Annotated in this window: 16 protein-coding genes; 2 read left to right on the forward strand and 14 right to left on the reverse strand. The window is 74.2% G+C overall.

The annotated features are described in order from the left end of the window. Nucleotides 1–23 precede the first annotated feature (23 nt). The 6 genes from QJ852_17965 to QJ852_17990 form a co-directional block, all read right to left on the reverse strand. Entirely contained in the window at nucleotides 24–965 is a 942-nt protein-coding gene (locus tag QJ852_17965; GenBank protein ID WGX95040.1) for an LLM class flavin-dependent oxidoreductase, read from the reverse strand. A gap of 97 nt (nucleotides 966–1,062) precedes the next feature. Further along, on the reverse strand, nucleotides 1,063–1,797 hold the full coding sequence (locus QJ852_17970; protein ID WGX95041.1) for a type 1 glutamine amidotransferase: 735 nt from the start codon (nucleotides 1,795–1,797) through the stop codon (nucleotides 1,063–1,065). 165 nt (nucleotides 1,798–1,962) lie between these two features. Continuing rightward, nucleotides 1,963–3,495 carry a glutamine synthetase family protein gene (locus QJ852_17975; GenBank protein WGX95042.1) on the reverse strand — a complete coding sequence of 511 codons (1,533 nt, stop codon included), beginning with the start codon at nucleotides 3,493–3,495 and terminating at the stop codon, nucleotides 1,963–1,965. Continuing rightward, nucleotides 3,492–4,955, reverse strand: coding sequence for an amidase family protein (locus QJ852_17980; protein WGX95043.1), 1,464 nt, complete (start codon nucleotides 4,953–4,955; stop codon nucleotides 3,492–3,494). Before QJ852_17980 ends, QJ852_17975 begins: the two co-directional genes overlap by 4 nt. Beyond that, entirely contained in the window at nucleotides 4,952–5,578 is a 627-nt protein-coding gene (locus tag QJ852_17985) for an AmiS/UreI family transporter (protein WGX95044.1), read from the reverse strand. Before QJ852_17985 ends, QJ852_17980 begins: the two co-directional genes overlap by 4 nt. Continuing rightward, a complete protein-coding gene (locus QJ852_17990) occupies nucleotides 5,575–6,324 on the reverse strand; it encodes a gamma-glutamyl-gamma-aminobutyrate hydrolase family protein (protein ID WGX95045.1) in 750 nt (249 codons plus the stop codon). The genes QJ852_17985 and QJ852_17990 overlap by 4 nt, the downstream gene beginning before the upstream one ends. Nucleotides 6,325–6,424: 100 nt before the next feature. On the opposite strand from QJ852_17990, the gene QJ852_17995 reads away from it, so the two are divergent. Next, nucleotides 6,425–7,918 carry a PLP-dependent aminotransferase family protein gene (locus QJ852_17995; protein WGX95046.1) on the forward strand — a complete coding sequence of 498 codons (1,494 nt, stop codon included), beginning with the start codon at nucleotides 6,425–6,427 and terminating at the stop codon, nucleotides 7,916–7,918. Here the strand turns inward: QJ852_17995 and QJ852_18000 are convergent. After that, nucleotides 7,831–9,231, reverse strand: coding sequence for a PLP-dependent aminotransferase family protein (locus QJ852_18000; GenBank protein ID WGX95047.1), 1,401 nt, complete (start codon nucleotides 9,229–9,231; stop codon nucleotides 7,831–7,833). The two genes, QJ852_17995 and QJ852_18000, sit on opposite strands and share 88 nt — an antisense overlap. 49 nt (nucleotides 9,232–9,280) lie before the next feature. Here QJ852_18000 and QJ852_18005 point away from each other — a divergent pair, with 49 nt between their 5' ends. After that, on the forward strand, nucleotides 9,281–10,549 hold the full coding sequence (locus QJ852_18005) for a benzoate/H(+) symporter BenE family transporter (GenBank protein WGX95048.1): 1,269 nt from the start codon (nucleotides 9,281–9,283) through the stop codon (nucleotides 10,547–10,549). Here the strand turns inward: QJ852_18005 and QJ852_18010 are convergent. The 7 genes from QJ852_18010 to QJ852_18040 all read right to left on the reverse strand — a co-directional run bounded on the left by QJ852_18010 (nucleotide 10,473) and on the right by QJ852_18040 (nucleotide 19,463). Further along, entirely contained in the window at nucleotides 10,473–11,681 is a 1,209-nt protein-coding gene (locus QJ852_18010) for an acyl-CoA dehydrogenase family protein (protein ID WGX95049.1), read from the reverse strand. The two genes, QJ852_18005 and QJ852_18010, sit on opposite strands and share 77 nt — an antisense overlap. Further along, on the reverse strand, nucleotides 11,678–12,850 hold the full coding sequence (locus QJ852_18015) for a CoA transferase (protein WGX95050.1): 1,173 nt from the start codon (nucleotides 12,848–12,850) through the stop codon (nucleotides 11,678–11,680). Before QJ852_18015 ends, QJ852_18010 begins: the two co-directional genes overlap by 4 nt. Further along, nucleotides 12,847–14,331: an aldehyde dehydrogenase family protein gene (locus QJ852_18020; protein ID WGX95051.1), complete on the reverse strand. Its 1,485-nt coding sequence runs from the start codon at nucleotides 14,329–14,331 to the stop codon at nucleotides 12,847–12,849. The genes QJ852_18015 and QJ852_18020 overlap by 4 nt, the downstream gene beginning before the upstream one ends. Beyond that, entirely contained in the window at nucleotides 14,328–15,671 is a 1,344-nt protein-coding gene (gabT, locus tag QJ852_18025; protein WGX95052.1) for a 4-aminobutyrate--2-oxoglutarate transaminase, read from the reverse strand. Before gabT ends, QJ852_18020 begins: the two co-directional genes overlap by 4 nt. A 129-nt stretch (nucleotides 15,672–15,800) precedes the next feature. Then, entirely contained in the window at nucleotides 15,801–17,249 is a 1,449-nt protein-coding gene (locus tag QJ852_18030) for a PucR family transcriptional regulator (GenBank protein WGX95053.1), read from the reverse strand. Nucleotides 17,250–17,262: 13 nt separating this feature from the next. Further along, a complete protein-coding gene (locus tag QJ852_18035; protein WGX95054.1) occupies nucleotides 17,263–18,603 on the reverse strand; it encodes a M20/M25/M40 family metallo-hydrolase in 1,341 nt (446 codons plus the stop codon). Then, on the reverse strand, nucleotides 18,600–19,463 hold the full coding sequence (locus QJ852_18040; protein ID WGX95055.1) for an alpha/beta hydrolase: 864 nt from the start codon (nucleotides 19,461–19,463) through the stop codon (nucleotides 18,600–18,602). The genes QJ852_18035 and QJ852_18040 overlap by 4 nt, the downstream gene beginning before the upstream one ends. Between the last annotated feature and the right edge of the window lie 19 nt (nucleotides 19,464–19,482).

Raw genomic sequence — 19,482 nt, forward strand, 5'->3', positions numbered from 1 at the left:
GGGTTTACGGGATCAGCCCGGGTTCAGCCCAGGCGCTCCCGCAGCGGCGCCACGACCTCGTCGCCGAACCGGCGCACCACCTCGGCGGTGCGGGCGCCGCTCTCGTCGGCGATGCCGACGTTGAAGCCGCCCGCGCCATGGTCGAGGACGGCGACGGCGAGCTCGTCGACCCACTGCCGCGCCGATCCGCCGACCAGGCGCCCGTCGTCCCCGCGGGTCGCGGGCAGGTCCTGCCGGGCGAGCACGCCACCGATGTTGAAGACCGTGCGGATCTCGTCGGGCGAGCGGCCCACCGAGCGCGCGGCGTCGTCAATGCGCGGGCGGCCCTCCCGGTACGTCGTGCTGAGCCAGTCGGCGCCGGACTGCGGGATCCAGCCGTCGGCCCGCCGCCCGGTCAGCGCCAACGACTTCGGGCCGCCGGCCCCGGTCCAGATCGGCGGGGTCGGCACGGCGCTCGGCGCGAGGTGGTCGACCCGGTAGTGCTCGCCGGCGAAGTCGAACGCCCCACCGCGGCTCCCGGTCAGTCCGCGGATCACCTCGATCCCCTCCGCCAGCGCCGCGACCGCCTCTCCCGGCGTGAGCGGGTCGACGCCCATCCGCGCGATGTGCTCCCAGAAGCCGCCGGCGCCCAGGGCGAGGACGAGCCGGCCGCCGCTGACCGACGACAGGGTGGCCACGGTGCGGGCGAGCATCGGCGCGGGCCGCAGGGGCAGGTTGCTCACACCGACGTAGCCCCCGATCCGGGAGGTGCGGCCGAGCAGGTAGCCCACCAGCCCGTAGGCCTCGAAGGAACGGGCGCCGTAGGGGTGGTCGGTGAGGGAGAACAGGTCGAAGCCGGCCTGCTCGGCAGCGCGGGCCAGCGTCTCGGCCGCGGGTCCCTGGCCGAAGGGGGCGTTGAGCGGCAGCGCCAGGAGCACCCGCTGCTGCGCGTCGAGGTGGGGAACGGCCGGGTCGTCGTACGTCATGTCCTCGTCTCCTGTCGTCTCGACAACAGTGTCCTGGAGGAACGGACGCGGCGCCCCGGCCATTCCACCCGGGCGCCGGGGACGGCCGGGACGGCCGTCAGCGGCCCGGCAGCACGAAGGTCTCGAGCCAGGCCTCGAAGACGGTGCTGGCCACCTTGCGGTTCGCCTCGGCGGTGTCGGTCAGCTCGTCGAGGACCCGCTGCGTGCCCGCCGCGCCGTAGAGCCGCTCGAGCGCGCTGCGGTAGGAGTCGACGACCGCCCACTCCGCGGCGAGCCCGGCGCCGACCTCGACGTGGAACTGCACGCCGTAGGCCGAGCCGACCGCGAACACCTGGTTGTCGTACGCCGCGGAGGCCGCCAGACGCCGCGCCCCCGCCGGCAGGTCGAAGGTGTCGCTGTGCCATTGGAAGACCGAGAACCGGTCGGGCAGCAGGCCGAACACCGGGTCGCCGGCCGCGTCCTCGGTCAGCTCGACGTCGTAGGTGCCGACCTCCGGGGACGAGCCGGTGTAGACGCGGGCACCGAGGGCGGCCGCGAGCAGCTGGGCGCCCAGGCACACCCCCCAGTACGGCACGCCGGCGGCGACCGCACGCGCGATATAGGCGCGCTCCGCGGCCAGCCACGGATGTGCGACGTCGTCCAGGGCGCCCATCGGGCCGCCCATCACGATCACCGCCGCGAAGTCGTGGTGGTCCGGCAGCGGCTGGCCCTCGTCGAGCTCGACGCGGTGCACCCGGTACCCGTGCGCGTCGAGGATCTCCTCGTAGGTGGCGGGCGGCTCGCAGCTGATGTGCTGCAGCACCAGGACGGTGGAGCGCTGGGTCGGGTTCATCTTCTCCGTCTTCTCAAAGGGGCGCCGGCCTGCTCCCGCGAGCGGGCCGGGCGGGATTGTTAGAGTCCGGGCGGGTGGCTCACGAATGCTTCTACCGTTCGTGAGCCACCCGTGTGCTCCGGGGCGGTTCGGGTCGCTCCGGCCGCTTCTACCGGCCGGGGCGGGTCAGTACATCCGGAAGTACTCGCGCTGCTCCCAGTCGGTGACCTCGTCCTGGTCGTCCGCGAGGCCGTCGGCAGCGAGGGCCTCGGTGTAGCGGCGCCACTCGTTGCGCTTGAGCCGCAGGTAGTAGTCGACGAACTCGTCGCCGAACTCCTTGCGGAACAGCGCGCTCTGGTCGAGCTCGTCGGCCGCCTCGGCCAGGCTGCCGGGCAGGCGCGGCAGGCTGGTGTCGTGCGGGTCGACCGACATCGGGCCCGGGTCGATGGCCTCGTCGATCCCGTTGAGCCCGGCCACCAACTGCGAGGCGATGTAGAGATAGGGGTTGGCCGCCGGCTCTCCCACCCTGTTCTCGAAGTGCGACGCCGGGTCGCCGACCTCGCCCAGCACCCGCAGGTAGGTGCCGCGGTTGTCGGCCGACCAGGTGGCCCGGTCCGGCGAGAGCGAGAACCGCTCGCTCAGCCGCTTGTAGCCGTTGACGGTGGGCGCGGCGAAGATCGTCGTCGCCGGTGCGTGGGCGAGCAGCCCGCCGGCGTACGCGCGGGCGAGGTCCGAGACGATCGTGTCGCCGCTGGTCGCCATGAACGCGTTGGTCGCGTTCGCGGTGTCGAAGATCGACTGGTGCAGGTGCCAGCCACTGGCGTCGAAGCCGGACAGCTTGGGCGCGCACATGAAGCTCGCGTGCAGTCCCTGCCGCGCGCTGATCTGCTTGGCCGCCGTCCGGAAGAGGACCATCGCGTCGGCGGCCGCGAGTGCGTCCATCGGGGCGAAGGTGAACTCCATCTGCCCCGGCCCCGACTCGTGCTCGGTGGTGCGCAGCGGGAGGCCGAAGGCCGTGATCGCGCGGCGCAGCTCGCGGATGTGCTCCTCGGCCTCGTCGCAGAGGTTCTCGCTCATGAACTGGTAGCCGAGGTTGAGCGGTGCGACGACCGGCGCCTCCCCCGGGCTGCCGAAGCCGCCGATGGCGTCGACCTCGTAGCGGCGGTCGACGAGGTGGGTGAGGTACCACTCGACCTCCAGCCCGACGACCATCTGCAGGCCGCGCTCGGCCAGCCGGGCGAGTGCCTGCTTGAGCAGCAGCCGCGAGGAGTACGGCAGCGGGGTGGCGGACTTCAGGTACTCGTCGGCCAGGATCCAGCCGGTGCCCGCGCACCACGGCAGCACCTGGAAGGTGTCCGGATCCGGCACGAGCAGGAAGTCGGCCGCGCCGGTCATCCCCTCGTTGCCGAGGCCGCCGCCCTCCTCGAACGGGTTGAACACCAGGTCCAGCCCGGTGTCGAAGATGACACCGCCGGGGCTGGTGTCGATGCCGTTGCGCATCGTGGACCGGAAGGCCGCCGGCGACAGCGACTTGCTGCGGGTCAGCCCATGCGGGTCGACGTACACGACCCGGATCACGTCGAGGCCCTGCTCGTCGACGGCGGCCAGCACCTCGTCGGCCCTGCGCTGCTGGTCCGCCGACCACAGCCCGTGGTCGGCGATGAAGCCCACGCGGCCTGTGGCCAGGTCCTCCAGACGGGGGTTGGTTCGTTGGTTCATCGGCCTTCGTCTCCTTCGGTTGGGTGGTCGATGTGCGGGTCGAGGCCGGGATAGTCGGGACGCCACGGCCGGTTGGCCTCGAAGTCGGAGGCCGTGGCGAGCACGTCGCCGTCGCGGTGCAGCAGCCCCACCAGCTGGACGCCGAGCGGGAGGCCCGCGCGGCTGAGTCCGGCCGGGACCGAGACGGCGGGCTGTCCGGTCAGGTTGAAGAGGTAGGTGAACGGCGTCCAGCCGAGTCCCACCACGTCGGCCCCCGCCTCCTCCGGCGGGGCGTCGAGCCCCAGCGCGAACGCCGTGCCCGGCATGGTCGGGGTGAGCAGCACGTCGAAGGCCCCCATCTCCGACCGCATCCGCTGGCGGAGCTCGGCGCGGCCCGCGTGGGCGGCCGCCAGGTCGTAGGCCGAGAGGGTGCGGCCGTACCGGATCAGCGCGAGCAGCCCGGGATCGAGGCGGTCCGCGACCCGGTCGAGGTCGGCGCCGTACGACACCGACTCGTGACCGGCCCAGAGGGTCATCATCGTGCCCAGCTGGTCGGGGAGGTCGAGGTCGAGCTCGACGACGTCGTGGCCGGCCCGCGCGAGCACGGCGGCCGCGGAGCGGGTCGCCGCGCAGGCCTCGGGGCCCGCGCTCGCGAAGCCGAGCGAGGTCGCCATCCGGATCCGCAGCGGCCGTCGCGGTGCCGGTACGGCGGCGCCCCGGCCCGGCACGCTCGTCGGGTCCCGCGGGTCATAGCCCGCCATGTGGCGCGCCGCGGTCGCCGCGTCGGCGACGGTGCGGGTCAGCGGGCCGACGTGCGAGAGGCCCTCCGGCGACGGCGGGTGGTACGGGATCCGGCCGAAGGTCGGCTTGTAGCCGACGACACCGCAGTAGGCCGCCGGGATCCGGACGCTGCCGCCGCCGTCGGTGCCCACGGCGATCGGGCCGAGCCCGAGCGCTGCCGCCACCCCGGCCCCGCCGCTGGAGCCGCCCGAGGTGAACCGCGGGTCCCAGGGGTTCGCGCTCGGACCGATCAGCCGGTTGCCGGCATCGCCCTTCCAGCCGCCCTCGCTCGTGTTGGTCTTGCCGACCACCACGGCGCCGGCGGCGCGCAGCCGGGCGACGGCCGGCGCGTCCTCGTCGGGCACCTGGTCGGCGGTCAGCAGCGAGCCACGGGTGGTGCGCAGCCCCTCGGTCCGCAGCAGGTCCTTGATCGTCACCGGCACCCCGAGCAGCGGCCGGGCCGGCTCCTGCGCGCCGCGGGCGTAGCCGTCGTCGGCGACCCGCGCGGCGGCCCGGGCGCCGTCCGGGTCGACGGTGAGGAAGGGCTTGAGGCCCGCGAAGCGCTCGGCCCGGGCGAGCACCTCCTCGAGGACCTCCGAGGGCGAGAACTCCCGCGAGCGGAAGCCGGCGAGGAGCTCGTCGACCGAGCGGAAGGCCAGCTCGGCTCCCGTTGCCCGCTCCGCGGCTGCGAGACGGTTCATGCGCTCGCGACCTCCAGCGTCGCGACCGGCCGGCGGACGGTCGCCACGGCGACGAAGACCACGACCACCGCGACCTGGACGGCCACGACCACGCCCGTCGGCACGTCGTCCCAGCGGCCGGTCAGCATGAGAGCGCCGGGGAGGGTCGTGGTCGTGAAGGCCTGGAGCACGGTGAGCCAGCCGGTCGCCACGGTCAGGTTGTCGAGACCGGCGGCCAGGACCAGGAAGAACGCGGAGAAGAGCACGGCCCACGACAGCCAGATCGCGCCAAACTTCGGGTCGTCGAACCTGTCGACGTTGACCCAGGCCAGCATCAGCGAGACCAGCACCGCCCAGCCGCAGTACCACCCCAGGCCCTGGCCCGGCAGGTCGCGGAAGTTGTTGAGGGCGACGTAGAGGTAGGTGAAGGCGAACAGCAGGAAGCCCGCGCTGCCCAGGACGGTCGACAGCTCCGCCTCGCTGCCGCCCGCGACAGGCAGGGCGGTGACGCCGACGGTCGCGACCAGGGTGAGGCCGATGAAGAGGTTGATCGGCGCGGTGTCCTTGGGGCTGAGCCGCCCCAACAACCCGAGGCCGTTGCACAGCAGGACGGAACCCACGAAGAAGAGGGCCAGGCTACTCATAGCGAAACTCCTTGATGATCGTGCTGAGGGAGGACGAACGTGCCGAGCCACGTCGTGAGGAGGGCGCGCGCCAGCAGGTTGCCGGCGGGCGCATGGGCGGCGGTCGGGGCGAGGATCGCGTCGACGAAGCCGGCCCCGTGCCGGGCCCGCAACTCGGTGGCGAACGAGGGATGCCCGGCCCAGGTGCGCACCGCATCGAGCCCGACCTCGGCGTGGAACTGGACGCCGTAGGCCGAGCCGACGGCGAACGCCTGGTTCTCGTAGAGGTCGGAGCCGGCCAGCCGACGCGCCCCCTCCGGGAGCGTGAACGTGTCCCGGTGCCACTGCAGGACGGGCATCCGCACGGGCAGCATCGCGCCGACCGGGTCGTCCTCGGCACCCGCGGCCCGGACGAGGTCGTGCATGCCGAGCTCGGGCCGGTCGCCGCGCCGGACGTCACCGCCGAGCGCGGCCGCGAGCAGCTGGGCGCCCAGGCACACCCCCCACACGGGTACGCCGGCCGCGACCGCCGCGGCGAGCAGCCGGCGCTCCTGCGCCAGCGCCGGCAGCACGTGGTCGTCGAGCGCGCCCATCGGCCCGCCCAGCGCCACGATCGCCCGGCAGCCGGCGAGGGCCGGCAGCGGGACGCCCGCGTGCAGCTCGACGTGCTCGACCGGCGCACCGCACGTGGCCAGCACGTCGCCGTACGCACCCGCCGGCACCGCCGGGTCGTGGTGGATCACGAGGATCCGGCCAGACCAGTCCATTTTGGCACCTCCATCACCTGTCCGATTGGCCCGAGGTGTCGGTATCGTTGCGATGTGACGGGGGTCATGCAAGAGGCCAATTCGAGGTAATGGACGTCACATGATGGATCTGTCCGCGGCACTGACCGCCGAGCTGAGCAGCCGCCTGCGCCAGGACGGGGAGCGGCACCGGATCGTCAGCGACACCCTGCTCGAGCTGATCCGCGACGGCCGGATCGCGGCCGGGCAGCGGCTCCCCGCCGAGCGTCGGCTCGCCACCGCGCTGGGCGTCTCGCGCACGACCGTGGTCCGCGCCTACGCGAGCCTGGAGGCGATCGCCGTCCTCGACCGCCGGGTCGGCAGCGGCAGCTACGTGACCTCGACGCCGGGCACCGCCTCGCTGCCGCGGATGATGGACCTCACCGAGGGCACCACCGACCGCGAGCCGGCGCACAGCCGGGGCCTGATCAACCTCTCGATCAGCACGCCGGCCGTGCTGGGCGAGATGCGCGAGGCGATCCGCGCGACCGCCGACGAGGTCTTCGCCCGCGCCATGCTCGCGACCCAGCACACCGAGGGCGAGCCGGAGCTGCGCGCCTGGGTCGCCGCCTGGTACACCCGGCGCGGCCTGCCGACCGACCCCTCGCAGGTCCTGATCACCGCCGGGGCCCAGCAGGGGCTGGCGATGAGCACCCAGCTGCTGCGTCGCCGGACCGCGCCGTTCGTGGTCGAGGCGCCGACCTACCTCGGCCTGCTCGACCTGGCCCGGATGCGCCGCGCGCGGCTGCTCAGCGTGCCCGCCCTGACCGATCCCCCGCGCATCGCGGCCGCCGCCGAGCACGTCGCCGGCCAGACCCAGCCGCTGTTCTACGTGATGACGACCTGCCACACCGTGACCGGGCACTCGATGCCCGCCGGCGACCGCGAGCTGCTGGCCCGGCTGGTGCACGACAGCGGCGGCCTCGTGGTCGACGACGACATCCTGGCCGACCAGCTCTTCGAGCCCGCGACCGCGCCGCCGCTGGCCGCCTTCCTCGACGAGCGGCGGGTGATCACCGTCGGCGGCACGAGCAAGCTGCTCTGGGACGGGCTGCGGGTCGGCTGGCTGCGCGCGCCGCAGTCCCTGATCCAGAGCCTGGTGCGGATGAAGAGCGCCTACGACCTCGGCACCTCGGTCATCTCCCAGCTGGTCGCCCTCGAGCTGCTGCAGCGGGCCGACGAGATCGCCGCACGCCGGGTGGACGAGGCGCGCACGAAGCTCGAGCTCACCACCTCGCTGCTCCGCGAGCGGATGCCGGAGTGGAGCTGGCAGCAGCCGCACGGCGGGCGGTCGCTGTGGGTGGAGCTGCCCGCCGGCAGCGATGCCGCGCGCTTCGCCGCCCAGGCGGTCGGCGGCGGCGTCGCGGTGGCGACCGGCGAGACCTTCACCGGCAACGGGTCGCACCGCGACCACCTGCGGATCGGCTTCGTGCAGCCGGCGCCCGCGCTGACCGAGGGGCTCGCTCGGCTCGCCGCGACCTGGGCGGCCTATGGGGACGACGTCGAGCGGTCCGCGACCAGGCCCGCCAGCCGGCGTACCCCTTCGGCGATCTGGGGCTCGGACGCCGCGCTGTAGGACAGCCGGACGTACGGCGCCGGCGGCTCGTCGACGAAGTAGTGCGCGCCGTCGCCGACGAGCACCCCGGCCGCCTGGGCGGCGGCCGCGAGCCCGCCGGTGTCGACACCCTCGGGGAGCCGCACCCACAGGTGGATGCCGCTGCGCGGCGGCCGGGTCGGACCCAGGTGCGCGCCGTGGGCGTGCAGGTGGGCGACCATGGCGTCGCGGCGCTCGGCCAGCCGGGAGCGCAGCAGCTTGAGGTGGCGCGGCCAGGCGGGCGAGGTGAGCAGGCCGAGCGCGGTCTCCTGGAGGAGCGCCGGCACGCACATGTCCTCCGCGATCCGGGCGGTCCGCAACCGCTCCCCCGCCGGGCCGCGGGCCACGACGGCGGCGATCCGCAGGCCGGGGGCGACGACCTTGGTCAGCGTGGCGATCGCGACGACGTGCCCGTGCGCGTCCTCGGTGAGCAGCGGCGGCGGGGGCGGGCCGTCGAGCCCGAGATGCCGGGCCCAGTCGTCCTCGACGACGAAGGCGCCGTGCTCGGCGGCGAGGGCCAGCACCTGCGCCCGCCGCTCCGCACCGAGCACCGCGCCCGTGGGGTTCGCGCAGCCGGGCTGGAGGTAGACGACCCGGGCCCGGGTCCGCTCCAGCGCGTCGGCGAGCAGGTCCGGACGGATCCCGTCGAGGTCGGCCGGCACCGCGGTGAGCTCGAGTCCGGCGGCCTGGGCGGCGAGGACCATGCCCGGGTAGGTCGGGCTCTCCGTGATCACCGTGTCGCCCGGCTCGGCCAGGGTCCGCAGCACGAACACCAGCGCCTGCTGACCTCCTGGCACGACGAGGACGTCGCCGGGCTCGGCGCCGTACTCCGCGGCGAGCACGCGGCGCAGGTCGGGCAGGCCGACGACGGGCACCATCGACCAGGCGCGGGTCCCCCGGGCGGCCCGCGCCGCCTGGGCCCGCAGCGCCTCCGTCGGCTGCAGCTCGGCCGCGGTGTAGCCCCAGGAGAGCTGGATGTCCTCCGCATCACCGTGGGCACCCAGCCGGGCCGCGCGCCGGGGGTCGACCCGGGTGCGCCCGAGGGCCGGGGACTGCCAGCTGTAGTCCGGATCGGGCCGGGCCCGGCGGCCCGCGACGAAGGTGCCCCGGCCCGGCTCGGCACGGAGCAGACCGAGCGCGGCGAGCCGGGCGAGGGCGGCGGAGACGGTCGCGGCGCTCGCTGCGAACTCCCGCGAGAGCTGCCGGACCCCGGGCAGTCGGTCACCGACCGCCATCGTCTCGGTGCGATGACGCAGGATCTCTGCGATAGCGGCCGCTCTGTTATCGTCATTCATGAAAGCAGTAGATAACGTTACTTACGCTCTCCGCAAGGCGTTACAGGTCGTGGCGCGGGACGCATCCCTCTCCGCCGTCGTCGCCGGCATCATCTCGGCTCTGGTGAACTACTCCGGACCCTTCCTGATCGTGCTCGCCGCGACCCGTGCCGCCGGGCTGGACGAGGCGCACACCGCGTCCTGGGTGTGGGCGGTGTCGATCGGCAACGGGGTGTGCAGCATCGCGCTCAGTGCGTTCACCCGGATCCCGGTCATCGTCGCGTGGTCGACACCCGGCGCGGCCCTGCTCATCGCCTCGCTCGGCGGGTTCGCCTTCTCCGACGCGGTGGGCGCCTTCCTGGTCGCCTCGGTCGCCGCGGCGATCGCCGGCTGGACCGGGTGGTTCGGCTGGCTGCTGGACCACGTGCCCGCGCCCGTGCTCCAGGCCCTGCTGGCCGGGGTCCTGCTGCCCTTCGTCGTGACCGCGACCGACGCCTTCGCCTCGGCCCCGCTGCTGGCCGGCAGCGTGATCGTCGCCTTCTTCGTGGGCAAGCGCCTCGTCGACCGGTACGCCGTCCCCGTCGCCCTGGTCGTCGGCATCGTCGTGGCGGCCCTCGCCGGCGCCTTCGAGCCGGTGACGGGCGGCTTCTCGGTCACGGTCCCGGTGCTCACCGTGCCGACCTTCGACCCGGCCGCGCTGGTCAGCATCGGGCTGCCGCTCTTCATCGTCACGATGGCCTCGCAGAACGCTCCCGGCCTCGCCCTCCTCCGCTCGGAGGGCTACCGCCCCGACGACCGACTGCTGGTCGGCTCGATCTCCACGGCCTCGGCGGTGCTGACCCCCTTCGGCAACCACGGCATCAACATCGCCGCGATCACCGCGGCCATCGCCACCGGCCCCGAGTCGCACCCGGACCGGGACCGGCGCTGGATCGCCGGGCTCTCCGCCGGCACGGTCTACCTGCTGGTCGGGGTCTTCGGCGGATTCCTGGTCGCGGGCTTCCGCTCGATCCCGGCCGAGACCATCACCGCGCTGGCCGCGGTCGCCCTGCTCGCCTCGACCCTCACCGCGCTGAGCGGCGCCATGAGCGGCGCGACGAGCGGCGCACCGCACAGCGCGGTCGCCGCACTCACCACCCTGGCCGTCACGATGAGCGGCGTGGTCCTGCTCAACGTCGGCAGCGCGTTCTGGGGCGTGCTCGCGGGCTCCGCGGTCTACCTGGCGCTGCGGCCCCGCGCGCCCCGGCCGGCGTCCCCCCGGCTCAGCGGAACGCGGCCTGTCCCGTCATCGCCTGCCCCAGGACCAGCGTGTGCATCTCGACGGTCCCCTCGTAGGTGAGCACGGACTCCAGGTTGTTCATGTGCCGGATCACCGGGTACTCCAGGGAGATCCCGTTGGCGCCGAGCACCGTGCGCGCCGTGCGGCAGATCTCCAGTGCCTCGCGGACGTTGTTGAGCTTGCCGAGGCTGACCTGCTCGGGACGCAGCCGGCCGGCGTCCTTGCGGCGGCCGAGGTGGAGCGCGAGCAGCAGGCCCTTGGTGTACTCCAGGTTCATGTCGACGAGCTTCTGCTGGGTCAGCTGGAACGCCGCGATCGGCCTGCCGAACTGGATCCGGCTGGTGGCGTAGTCGAGCGCGGTCTCCAGCGACGAGCGGGCGGCCCCCATCGCGCCCCAGACGATGCCGTAGCGGGCCTCGTTGAGGCAGGACAGTGGGCCCTTCAGGCCGCGGACCTCCGGGAAGGCGGCCGCGTCGGGGAGGCGGACACCGTCGAGCACCAGCTCGCTGGTGACGGAGGCGCGCAGCGACTGCTTGTGCTTGATCTCGGGTGCCGAGAAGCCCGGCGTGTCGGTGGGTACGACGAAGCCGCGGATCCCCTCGTCCGTCTGGGCCCAGACGACGGCGACGTCAGCCACGGTGCCGTTGGTGATCCACATCTTGCGGCCGTCGAGGACCCAGTCGGAGCCGGCCCCGGCGACCCGGCGGGCGCGGGTGCGCAGGTCGCCCGGGTCGGAGCCGACGTCCGGCTCGGTGAGCCCGAAGCAGCCGATGGCGTCGCCGGCGGCCATCCGCGGCAGCCACTCGCTCTTCTGCTCCTCCGAGCCCCAGCGCCAGATCGCGAACATCGCGAGCGAGCCCTGCACGGAGACCAGCGAGCGGATGCCGGAGTCGGTGGCCTCGAGCTCCAGGCACGCGAGGCCGTAGTCGGTCGCGGACATGCCCGCGCAGCCGTAGCCCTCCAGGTGCATGCCGAGCAGGCCGAGGGAGCCGAGCTCCTTGGCGAGCCCCCGGACGTCGGCCAGGGCGCCCTGCTCGAACCACTCGGCGACGTACGGGTCGATCCGCTCGGCGCACAGCTGGCGGACCGAGGTGCGGACCGCCTTCTCGTCGTCGGTGAGCAGGTCGTCGATGCCCGCCGGGTCGAGCGGGGCGAAGGGGGGCAGGCTCTGCGGGGTGGTCGGGGTGCTCATCGCGGGGTCTCCTGATCGTTCTGAGAGGTGCTCAGCATCTGTCGTATGTCGTCGTTGTGCTCCCCCAGGCGGGGCGGGGCGCCGTAGCTGCTCACCGGCGTGGCCGAGAGCCTGATCGGGCTGCGGACCTGCGGCGACGCGCCGTCCCCGAGGTCGACGGTCGGGTCGAGTCCGAGCCGCGCGGCGAGCTCGAATCCGTCGGCGACGGTGCCGACCCTGCCCACCGGCAGCCCCACCGCGGAGAGCCGCGCGACCCAGCTGTCGACGGTGTCGGCGGCGAGGGCCTCCTCGAGCTGGGCGACGAGGGCGTCGCGGTGGGCGACCCGGTCGGCGTTGGTGGCGAAGCGGGCGTCGACCGCGAGTCCCGGCCGGCCGACCTCGGCGGCCAGCCGGGCGAACTGCCCGTCGTTGCCGCAGCAGAGCGCGACCTGGCCGTCCTTCGCGCGCAGCGCCTCGTAGGGCGCGATCGACGGGTGCCGGTTGCCCATCGCGGCTGGGGCCTGCCCCGTGGCGAGATAGGACGACGCCTGGTTGGCGAGCGAGCCGAGCAGGCTGGAGAGCAGGTTGACCTCCACCCGTTGGCCGCGACCGCCCCGCTGCTCGCGGGCCCGCAGCGCCGCGAGGATGCCGACGACGGCGTCCTTCGAGGTGAGGACGTCGACCAGCGCGACGCCCACCTTCATCGGCTCCTCCGGCCGGCCGGTGATGCTCATCAGGCCACCGACGGCCTGGACGAGGAAGTCGTAGCCCGCCAGCGCGGCCCCCTCGCCGCTGCCGAAGCCGGTGACCGAGGCGTAGACGACGCCGGGGTTGCGTGCCGCGACCGCGTCGTACCCGAGCCCATGGCGGTCGAGTGCGCCGGTCCTGAAGTTCTCGACGAGGACGTCGCACCGCGCGGCGAGCTCCTGGGCCACCGCCCGGTCGGCGGGGTCCGCGAGGTCGAGCTCGATCGACTTCTTCGAGCGGTTGGCGGACTCGAAGTAGGAGCTGGAGGCATCCTCGGCCCCGGGCGCCCAGGGCGGACCCCAGTGCCGGGTGTCGTCCCCGACGCCCGGGCGCTCGACCTTGATCACCTCGGCCCCGAGGTCGGCCAGCGTCGCGGCCGCGAGCGGACCGGCGAGGACCCGGCTGAAGTCGGCGACCAGGACGCCGTCGAGGGGAAGGGTCACGACAGCACGCCGTTCAGCCGCCGCGGCAGCCTCCACGGGTTCGCCGCCCGCGCCTCGGGCGGCAGCCAGGAGTCGTGGGCGGACTGGTAGGCCACGGGACGCACGAACCGATTCAACCCGTGGGCGCCGACCGACGTCGCGGCGGGGGCGGAGGTCGCGGGCCACGGGCCGCCGTGCTGCTGGGCCCAGGTGAACGCGACACCCGTCGGCCACTCGTCGACGGCCACCCGGCCGACCTTGCCGCTGAGCAGGGCGATCGTGTCCGCTGCCTGCGGGTCGTCGGCTGCGCCGGTGAAGACGCTGGCGGCGAGCGAGGACTGGAGGCGGCCGACGAGCTCGGCGAGCTGCTCCGCGTCGTCGTACTCGACGACGAGGGCGACGGCACCGAAGGTCTCCTCCAGCAGGCGGCTGCCGGGGACCAGTGCCTCAGCGGACGCGGTCAGCACCGCCGCCGGTGCGGCCCAGCCGGGCTCGCTCGCGGGCACCTCGCCCACGACCTCGGCGCCGGCGGCGACCATCGCGTCGATCCCGGCGGTGACGCCGGCCGCGATGGCCTCGGTCAGCATGACCGGGGCCGGCCCCGCCTCGTGCAGGGCGCGCGCGACCGCGGCGGCGGCACCGCTGCCCGCCGGTGCGAGGAGCAGGCCGGGCTTGGTGCAGAACTGTCCGCTGCCGAGCGTGAACGACCCGACCAGCCCCCGGGCGACCGTGTCCATGTCGCGGGCGCCTGCAGCGGTCACCACGACCGGGTTGACCGTCCCCATCTCGGCATAGACCGGGATGACCACGTCGCGCTCGTTGGCGATCCGCCACAGGGCGAGGCCCCCGGCCTGGGAGCCGGTGAAGGCGACGGCGGTGATCTCGGGGGCCTGGACCAGGTCGACGCCGACCTGATGTCCCGAGACGACGGCGAAGGTCCCGGTCGGCGCCCCGGCGTCTGCCAACGCCTGCCGGGCGATCTCCGCCTGGCGCAGCGACAGCCCGGCATGGGCCGGATGCGCCTTCGCGACCACCGGGCACCCGGCCGCGAGCGCGGCGCCGGTGTCGTTGCCCAGGATGCTGAACGCGAACGGGAAGTTGCTGGCGCCGAACACCGCGACCGGTCCGAGCGGCCGGTGGACCCGGACCAGCCCGGGGGTCGTGGCCGTCGCCTCGTCGACGGTGACGCCGAGGTAGGAGCCCTCGGCGGCCACCTCGCCGTAGAACCGGAGCTGCCCGGCCGCGCGGGTCACCTCACCGGCGAGCCGCTCCAGGCCCAACGCGGTCTCCCGGTCGGCCAGGCGGGCGAGCTCGTCGCGGTGCGACTCGAGCGCGTCGGCCACCGCAACCAGCCAGCGACGGCGCTCGGCGGGGCTGGTCGCGGCCAGGACCGGCGCCGCGGCCGCGGCGGCGCCGACGACCCGGCGCAGCTCGTCGGGCGTGGTGTCGGCGACGGTGGCGACGACGCCGCCGGTGCGGGGGTCGTAGGACGCCGTGCTCATCGGGCGCTTCCCACGGCGGCGACGAGCACGTCGATGGCCTCGTCCAGCAGGTCCATCGGGATGACCAGCGGGGGCAGCAGGCGGATGACGTTGCCGAAGGTCCCGCACAGCAGGGTCAGCACACCCTCCTGGTGGCAGTGCTCGACCACCGCCCGGGCGATCTCCGGCGCCGGCTCGGACGTCCCGGGCCGGACGAACTCCAGCGCCAGCATCGCGCCCCGGCCACGCACCTCGCCGACGACCGAGCCGGGGGTGACCAGCTCCTCGAGGCGCGGACGCACCCGCTGCTCGATCTCCCGGGCCCGTGCGACCAGGCCCTCCGACTCGATCGCCTCCAGCGCGCCGAGCGCGGCGGCGCAGGCGACCGGGTTGCCGGCGTACGTGCCGCCGAGGCCCCCGGCCGGGACTGCGTCCATGATCTCGGCCCGGCCGGTGACCGCGGCCAGCGGCATGCCGCCGGCGAGCGCCTTGGCCGTCGTGATCAGGTCCGGTACGACGCCCTCGTGCTCGCACGCGAACAGGGCTCCGGTGCGGGCCAGTCCGGTCTGGATCTCGTCGGCGACGAACACGATGCCGTGCTCGGCGGCGAACTCCTGGACCGCCCGCAGGTAGCCCGGCGGCGGGACGATGAAGCCGCCCTCGCCCTGGATGGGCTCGGCGACGATGGCGGCGACATTGGCCGCTCCGATCTGGGTGGTGACGATCTCCTCGAGCGCGGCGAAGGCCTCCGCCGCGGCGTTCTCCGGGCCTGTCGGCCAGCGGTAGGGGTACGGCGAGGGCACCCGGTAGACCTCCGGGGCGAACGGGCCGAAGCCCTGCTTGTAGGGGACGTTCTTCGCCGTCATCGACATCGTGAGCAGGGTCCGCCCGTGGTAGGCGTGACCGAGCACCACGACGGCGGAGCGGCCGGTGGCGGTGCGCGCGATCTTGATCGCGTTCTCGACCGCCTCCGAGCCGGTGCTGAACAGCGCGGTCTTCTTCGGGTGGTCGCCGGGCGTCAGCCGGTTCAGGGCGGCGGCGACCTCGACGAAGCCGTCGTACTCGGTGACCAGGAAGCAGGTGTGCGTGAACCGCTCCGCCTGCTCCGCGATCCGGCGGGTGACCGCGGGGTGGGCCGCGCCGACGCTCGTCACGGCGATCCCGGAGGCCAGGTCGATGATGTGGTTGCCGTCGATGTCGACGAGGATGCCGCCGCCGGCCCGGTCGATGAAGACCGGCATCGTGGTGCCGAGACCGTGGGCGAGCTCGGCGGCGCGCCGCGCCTGCCGCTCCACCGACCGCGGCCCGGGAAGGGCTGTGGCCAGGATCCGGCGCTGCTCCGGCAACGTCGTGGGGGTCATGGGGGTGTCCTCCGTCGGGGGGGTGCTCCTGCCTGATGGCACGACCGTAGGGAGGACGCGGCGTGGCGTCTTTGGACGATCCGGACAATTTCTCCGCCCGAATCGTCAGATCGCTCAGCCGCCGGGCCGTCAGCCGATGCCGCGATCCCGCAGCGCCAGCCATGCCTCGGCCGCGACGTCCGGGTCGTCGAGGTCGAGCCCGAGCTCCTCCATCGCCCGCCCCACCCGGTAGCGCAGCGTGTTGCGGTGCAGGCCGAGCGCCGTCGACGCCGCCTCCCACTGGCCGCGGTGGCGCAGATAGGCCACGAGCGCCGCCCGCAGGTCGACGCCCGCGGTCGCGACGAACCCGTCCACGGCGCGGATCACCTCCTGCCGGGTGCCGCGCCGGGGCGCGATCGTCGCTCCGGGCTCCCCTGCCGCCGACTCCCGCTGGAGCCGGGCCCGGACCCTCCCGACGGCGGCGAGGGAGACGAGGTCGGAGAGGACGACCGAAGCGGTCGGGTCGACCAGACGCCGGCGCAGGTCGTCGAGCGTCCCGTGATCGTCGGGCAGCAGGAACCACGCCGTCGTCCGGTCGACGGCCACCGCCAGGGCGGCGGGACACCACCGTTCGACAGCCTGGACGAAGAGCTCGCTGTCGCGTCCCCGCACGACCAGCACCGCCGCCTCCCCCGTCGGTGACGGGCACCCGCTCGCCGCCGCGAGCCGGCGCGCGGCGTCGACCATGCCGAGATCGACCAGGACGGCGACGCACCGCCGGGTCGCTCCCCGCGCCGACTCGACCTGCCGCCGTCGTACCGCGTCGAGGCTGAGCAGGGTCGCGGCCGTCAGCACCACCCGCCGCCGGGCCGCGTCGAGCTGGCGCGCCGAGCCCGCGGCCAGGTAGCCGACGACCTGGTCGCCGACCGCCAACGGGAAGACGACGGCGACGTCGTCGCCCACCGGGAACGCCGCCGAGGAGTGGATCCCGGCCACGCCGAGGCGCGCGACCTCCTCCTGGAGACCCCGGAGCTCGGCGTCGAGCGCCGGCGGGTGGGTCAGATCGACCGAGCCGTCGGGGTGGAGCAGCACGGCCCAGCCCGGCAGCCACCGGGCCAGGCAGCCGAGCACCGATCCCGCGGGATCCGGCGCGACCGCCGCCTCCACCAACGCCCGGTGCGCGGCGACGACGTCGTTGAGCCGCTGCTCGGTCGAGCGGGACTGCGCGGTCCAGTAGGCCCGCGTCACGGTCAGGAAGGGGGTCGCGGGCGGCACCAGGAGCAGGGGCAGGCCGGCCGCCCGGCAGGCCGTGACCAGTGCCTCCGGCGGCTCCTGGTGGACCGGACCGAGCCCCAGCGCGAGCGCGCTGACGCCGGCCCCCCGCACCCGGTCGACGTACGCCGCGCAGCCCGCCTCGTCCACCGGGAGCGCCAGGCCGGTGGTCAGCAGCAGCTCTCCCCCGCTCAGGTACGCCTCGGGCTCCGTCAGCTCGCTGATGTGGACCGCGGTGACCTCGGTGCGGGGCACGTCGAAGCCCGCTGCGGGCACCAGGTGGTGCCCGAGGCCGGAGCACAGGGACGCGACGGTCGGTGCGGTCACCCGACCCAGGGTGTCACTGCCGGGCAGCCGGTGCGCGGGCGGGACCGTCGGGGGCCCCGGCACCACCACCCGGAGCCGACCGCTGCAGGAGGAGCACGGTGCGCACCAGGACCTCCACGAGGCGTCGTGCCTCGCGCAGGTCGACGAGGTTCATGCCCCGGGTGAAGTCGGGTGGCCTGCCGTCCGGTCCGACGGCGACCTTGGGCATCCCCACCCGGGCGGTCGGCAGGCCGCGCAGGCGCAGGATGTTGGCGTCCGTCGCGCCGCTGTTGCCGGTGGCCGGCCGGTGCGTCTCCCCGGCCACCGCCTCCCATGCCGCGATCGTCGCCCGCACGACGTCCGCGCCCGGGGCGGTGCGGCTCGCGGGGACGGCGGCCACCTGGGTGACGGTCAGGCTCGTGTCGAGCTCGCGACCGACCCCGTCGAGGAAGGTTCGGACCGCGCGCGTGACCGTGGCCGGGGTCTGCTCGGGCGTGAGCCGTACGTCGAGCCGCAGCCGCACCTCGGCCGGGGTCGCGGCGGCGAGGTGGTCGAGTCCGCCGCGCACCGAGGAGACGATGCCCTGGGGGCGCAGGGTGCCGGTCTCGTGGCGCTCCGCGTACTCCTCGAACCAGCGCTCCAACCGGATCGCCACCTCGCCGGCGAGCGCCACGGCGTTGCGGTACGGCAGCCGATGCCGGCTGCCGACGTAGGTGTGGATGCCCGGCACCACGACGTCGAGCCAGACCAGGCCGACCTCCTCGTGCGAGACCTGCCAGCCGGGCTTGGCGATCACCGCGTGGTCGGTGGTGAAGCCGCGCTCCACGAGGAAGGTCGCGCCCACGCCGTGGCCGGTGTTCGACCGACCAGCGCGGTCGTCGTGGGCGAAGGCGGGCATGCCGCCCGCACCGAAGCCGGCCACCACGTCGCCGGCCAGCTCGACGCCCGCGGCCGCGAGGGCCTCGACCGCGACCAGCACGCAGGCCGCATGGCCCTTGGGATTGCCGGCCCCCAACCCCTCGACCAGATCGCCGTGCACGGTGGCCCGCGGCAGCATGTCCGGGGTGAGCAGGGCCGCCGCCCCCGGCACGTCGTACGCCGAGTCCCCGGTCGTGAAGGTGTCGATCGGCGCGTAGAGCAGCACCGACGGGCCCTTGCCGCCCGCCAGCACGCCGACGGCGTTCGACTGCCGCCCGTCGATGCGCTGCTCGACGGCGCGGAGGCCGGCGGTGCCCATCCGGTCGACCAGCCAGCGGGCCAGGACGCCCTCACCCCCCGTCGGGCTGGCGATGTCGACGACGCCCGCCACCGCGCCGAGCAGCCGGTCCCGGGACACGTGTCCCAGGACCGCGGCCACCTCGCGCTCGATGCTCATCCCACCGGGTGCTTGGCCAGGAACGCCAGGCTGATCGGGTTGTAGCGCTCGGCCTGCTCGTGCTGCGGCCAGTGCCCGCAGTCGTCGAGGAGGACCAGCTCGGAGCCGGGGATGTGGGCGTGCATCGCCGCCGCCTCCGGAACCTCGCCGAAGGGGTTGTCCCGCCCCCAGACGATGAGCGTCGGCACGGTGATCTCCGCCAGGTCCTCAGGACGCAGGATGTTGCGCAACCGCGTGTCGAGGTCCTGCAGGCACAACAGGTTGTCGAGGTTCGCGGCGAACTCGGGCCGGTGGTAGATCAGGTGCCGGATCGCGACCAGCTCCTCGGTCGCGTCGGCCGGGTCGGCCATGAGCAGCCGCATCCGCCTCCGGGTGAGCTCGATGTCGTCGGTCTCGACGGCGAGCCGGGTGCTGGTGCGGATCCGCTCCATCACCTCGGGGTTGGCGACGGTGCCGCCGGCGCACAACAGTTGGATCGAGGCGACCCGGCCCGGGTCGTCGATCGCGAGCCGTCCGGACACCCACCCGCCCAACGACTCCCCCACCAGGTGGGCCCTCTCGATGCCCTGCGCGTCCAGGTAGGCGAGCAGGTGGTCGCGGTAGCGCGGGATCTCGTAGGGGACGTCCGGCCTGCCGGTGAAGCCGTGCCCCAGCATGTCGATCGCGTGGCAGCGGTAGCTCTCGGCGTGCGCCGGGATGGTGCGCGCGAACGCCTCGAGGTGACCGGAGGTGCCGTGCAGGAAGATCACGTGCTCGTCCCCGCTACCGGCCTGCAGGGCACGGGTCGGTACGCCGCCGGCGTCGACGGTCGTCATCGTGAAGTCGGTGCCGGCGAGCTCGGTCCAGATGGTGGTGGTCATGGTGGTCTCTCTGTCGGGT

The organism is Nocardioides sp. L-11A, assembly GCA_029961745.1.
Classification (GTDB): Bacteria; Actinomycetota; Actinomycetes; order Propionibacteriales; family Nocardioidaceae; genus Nocardioides.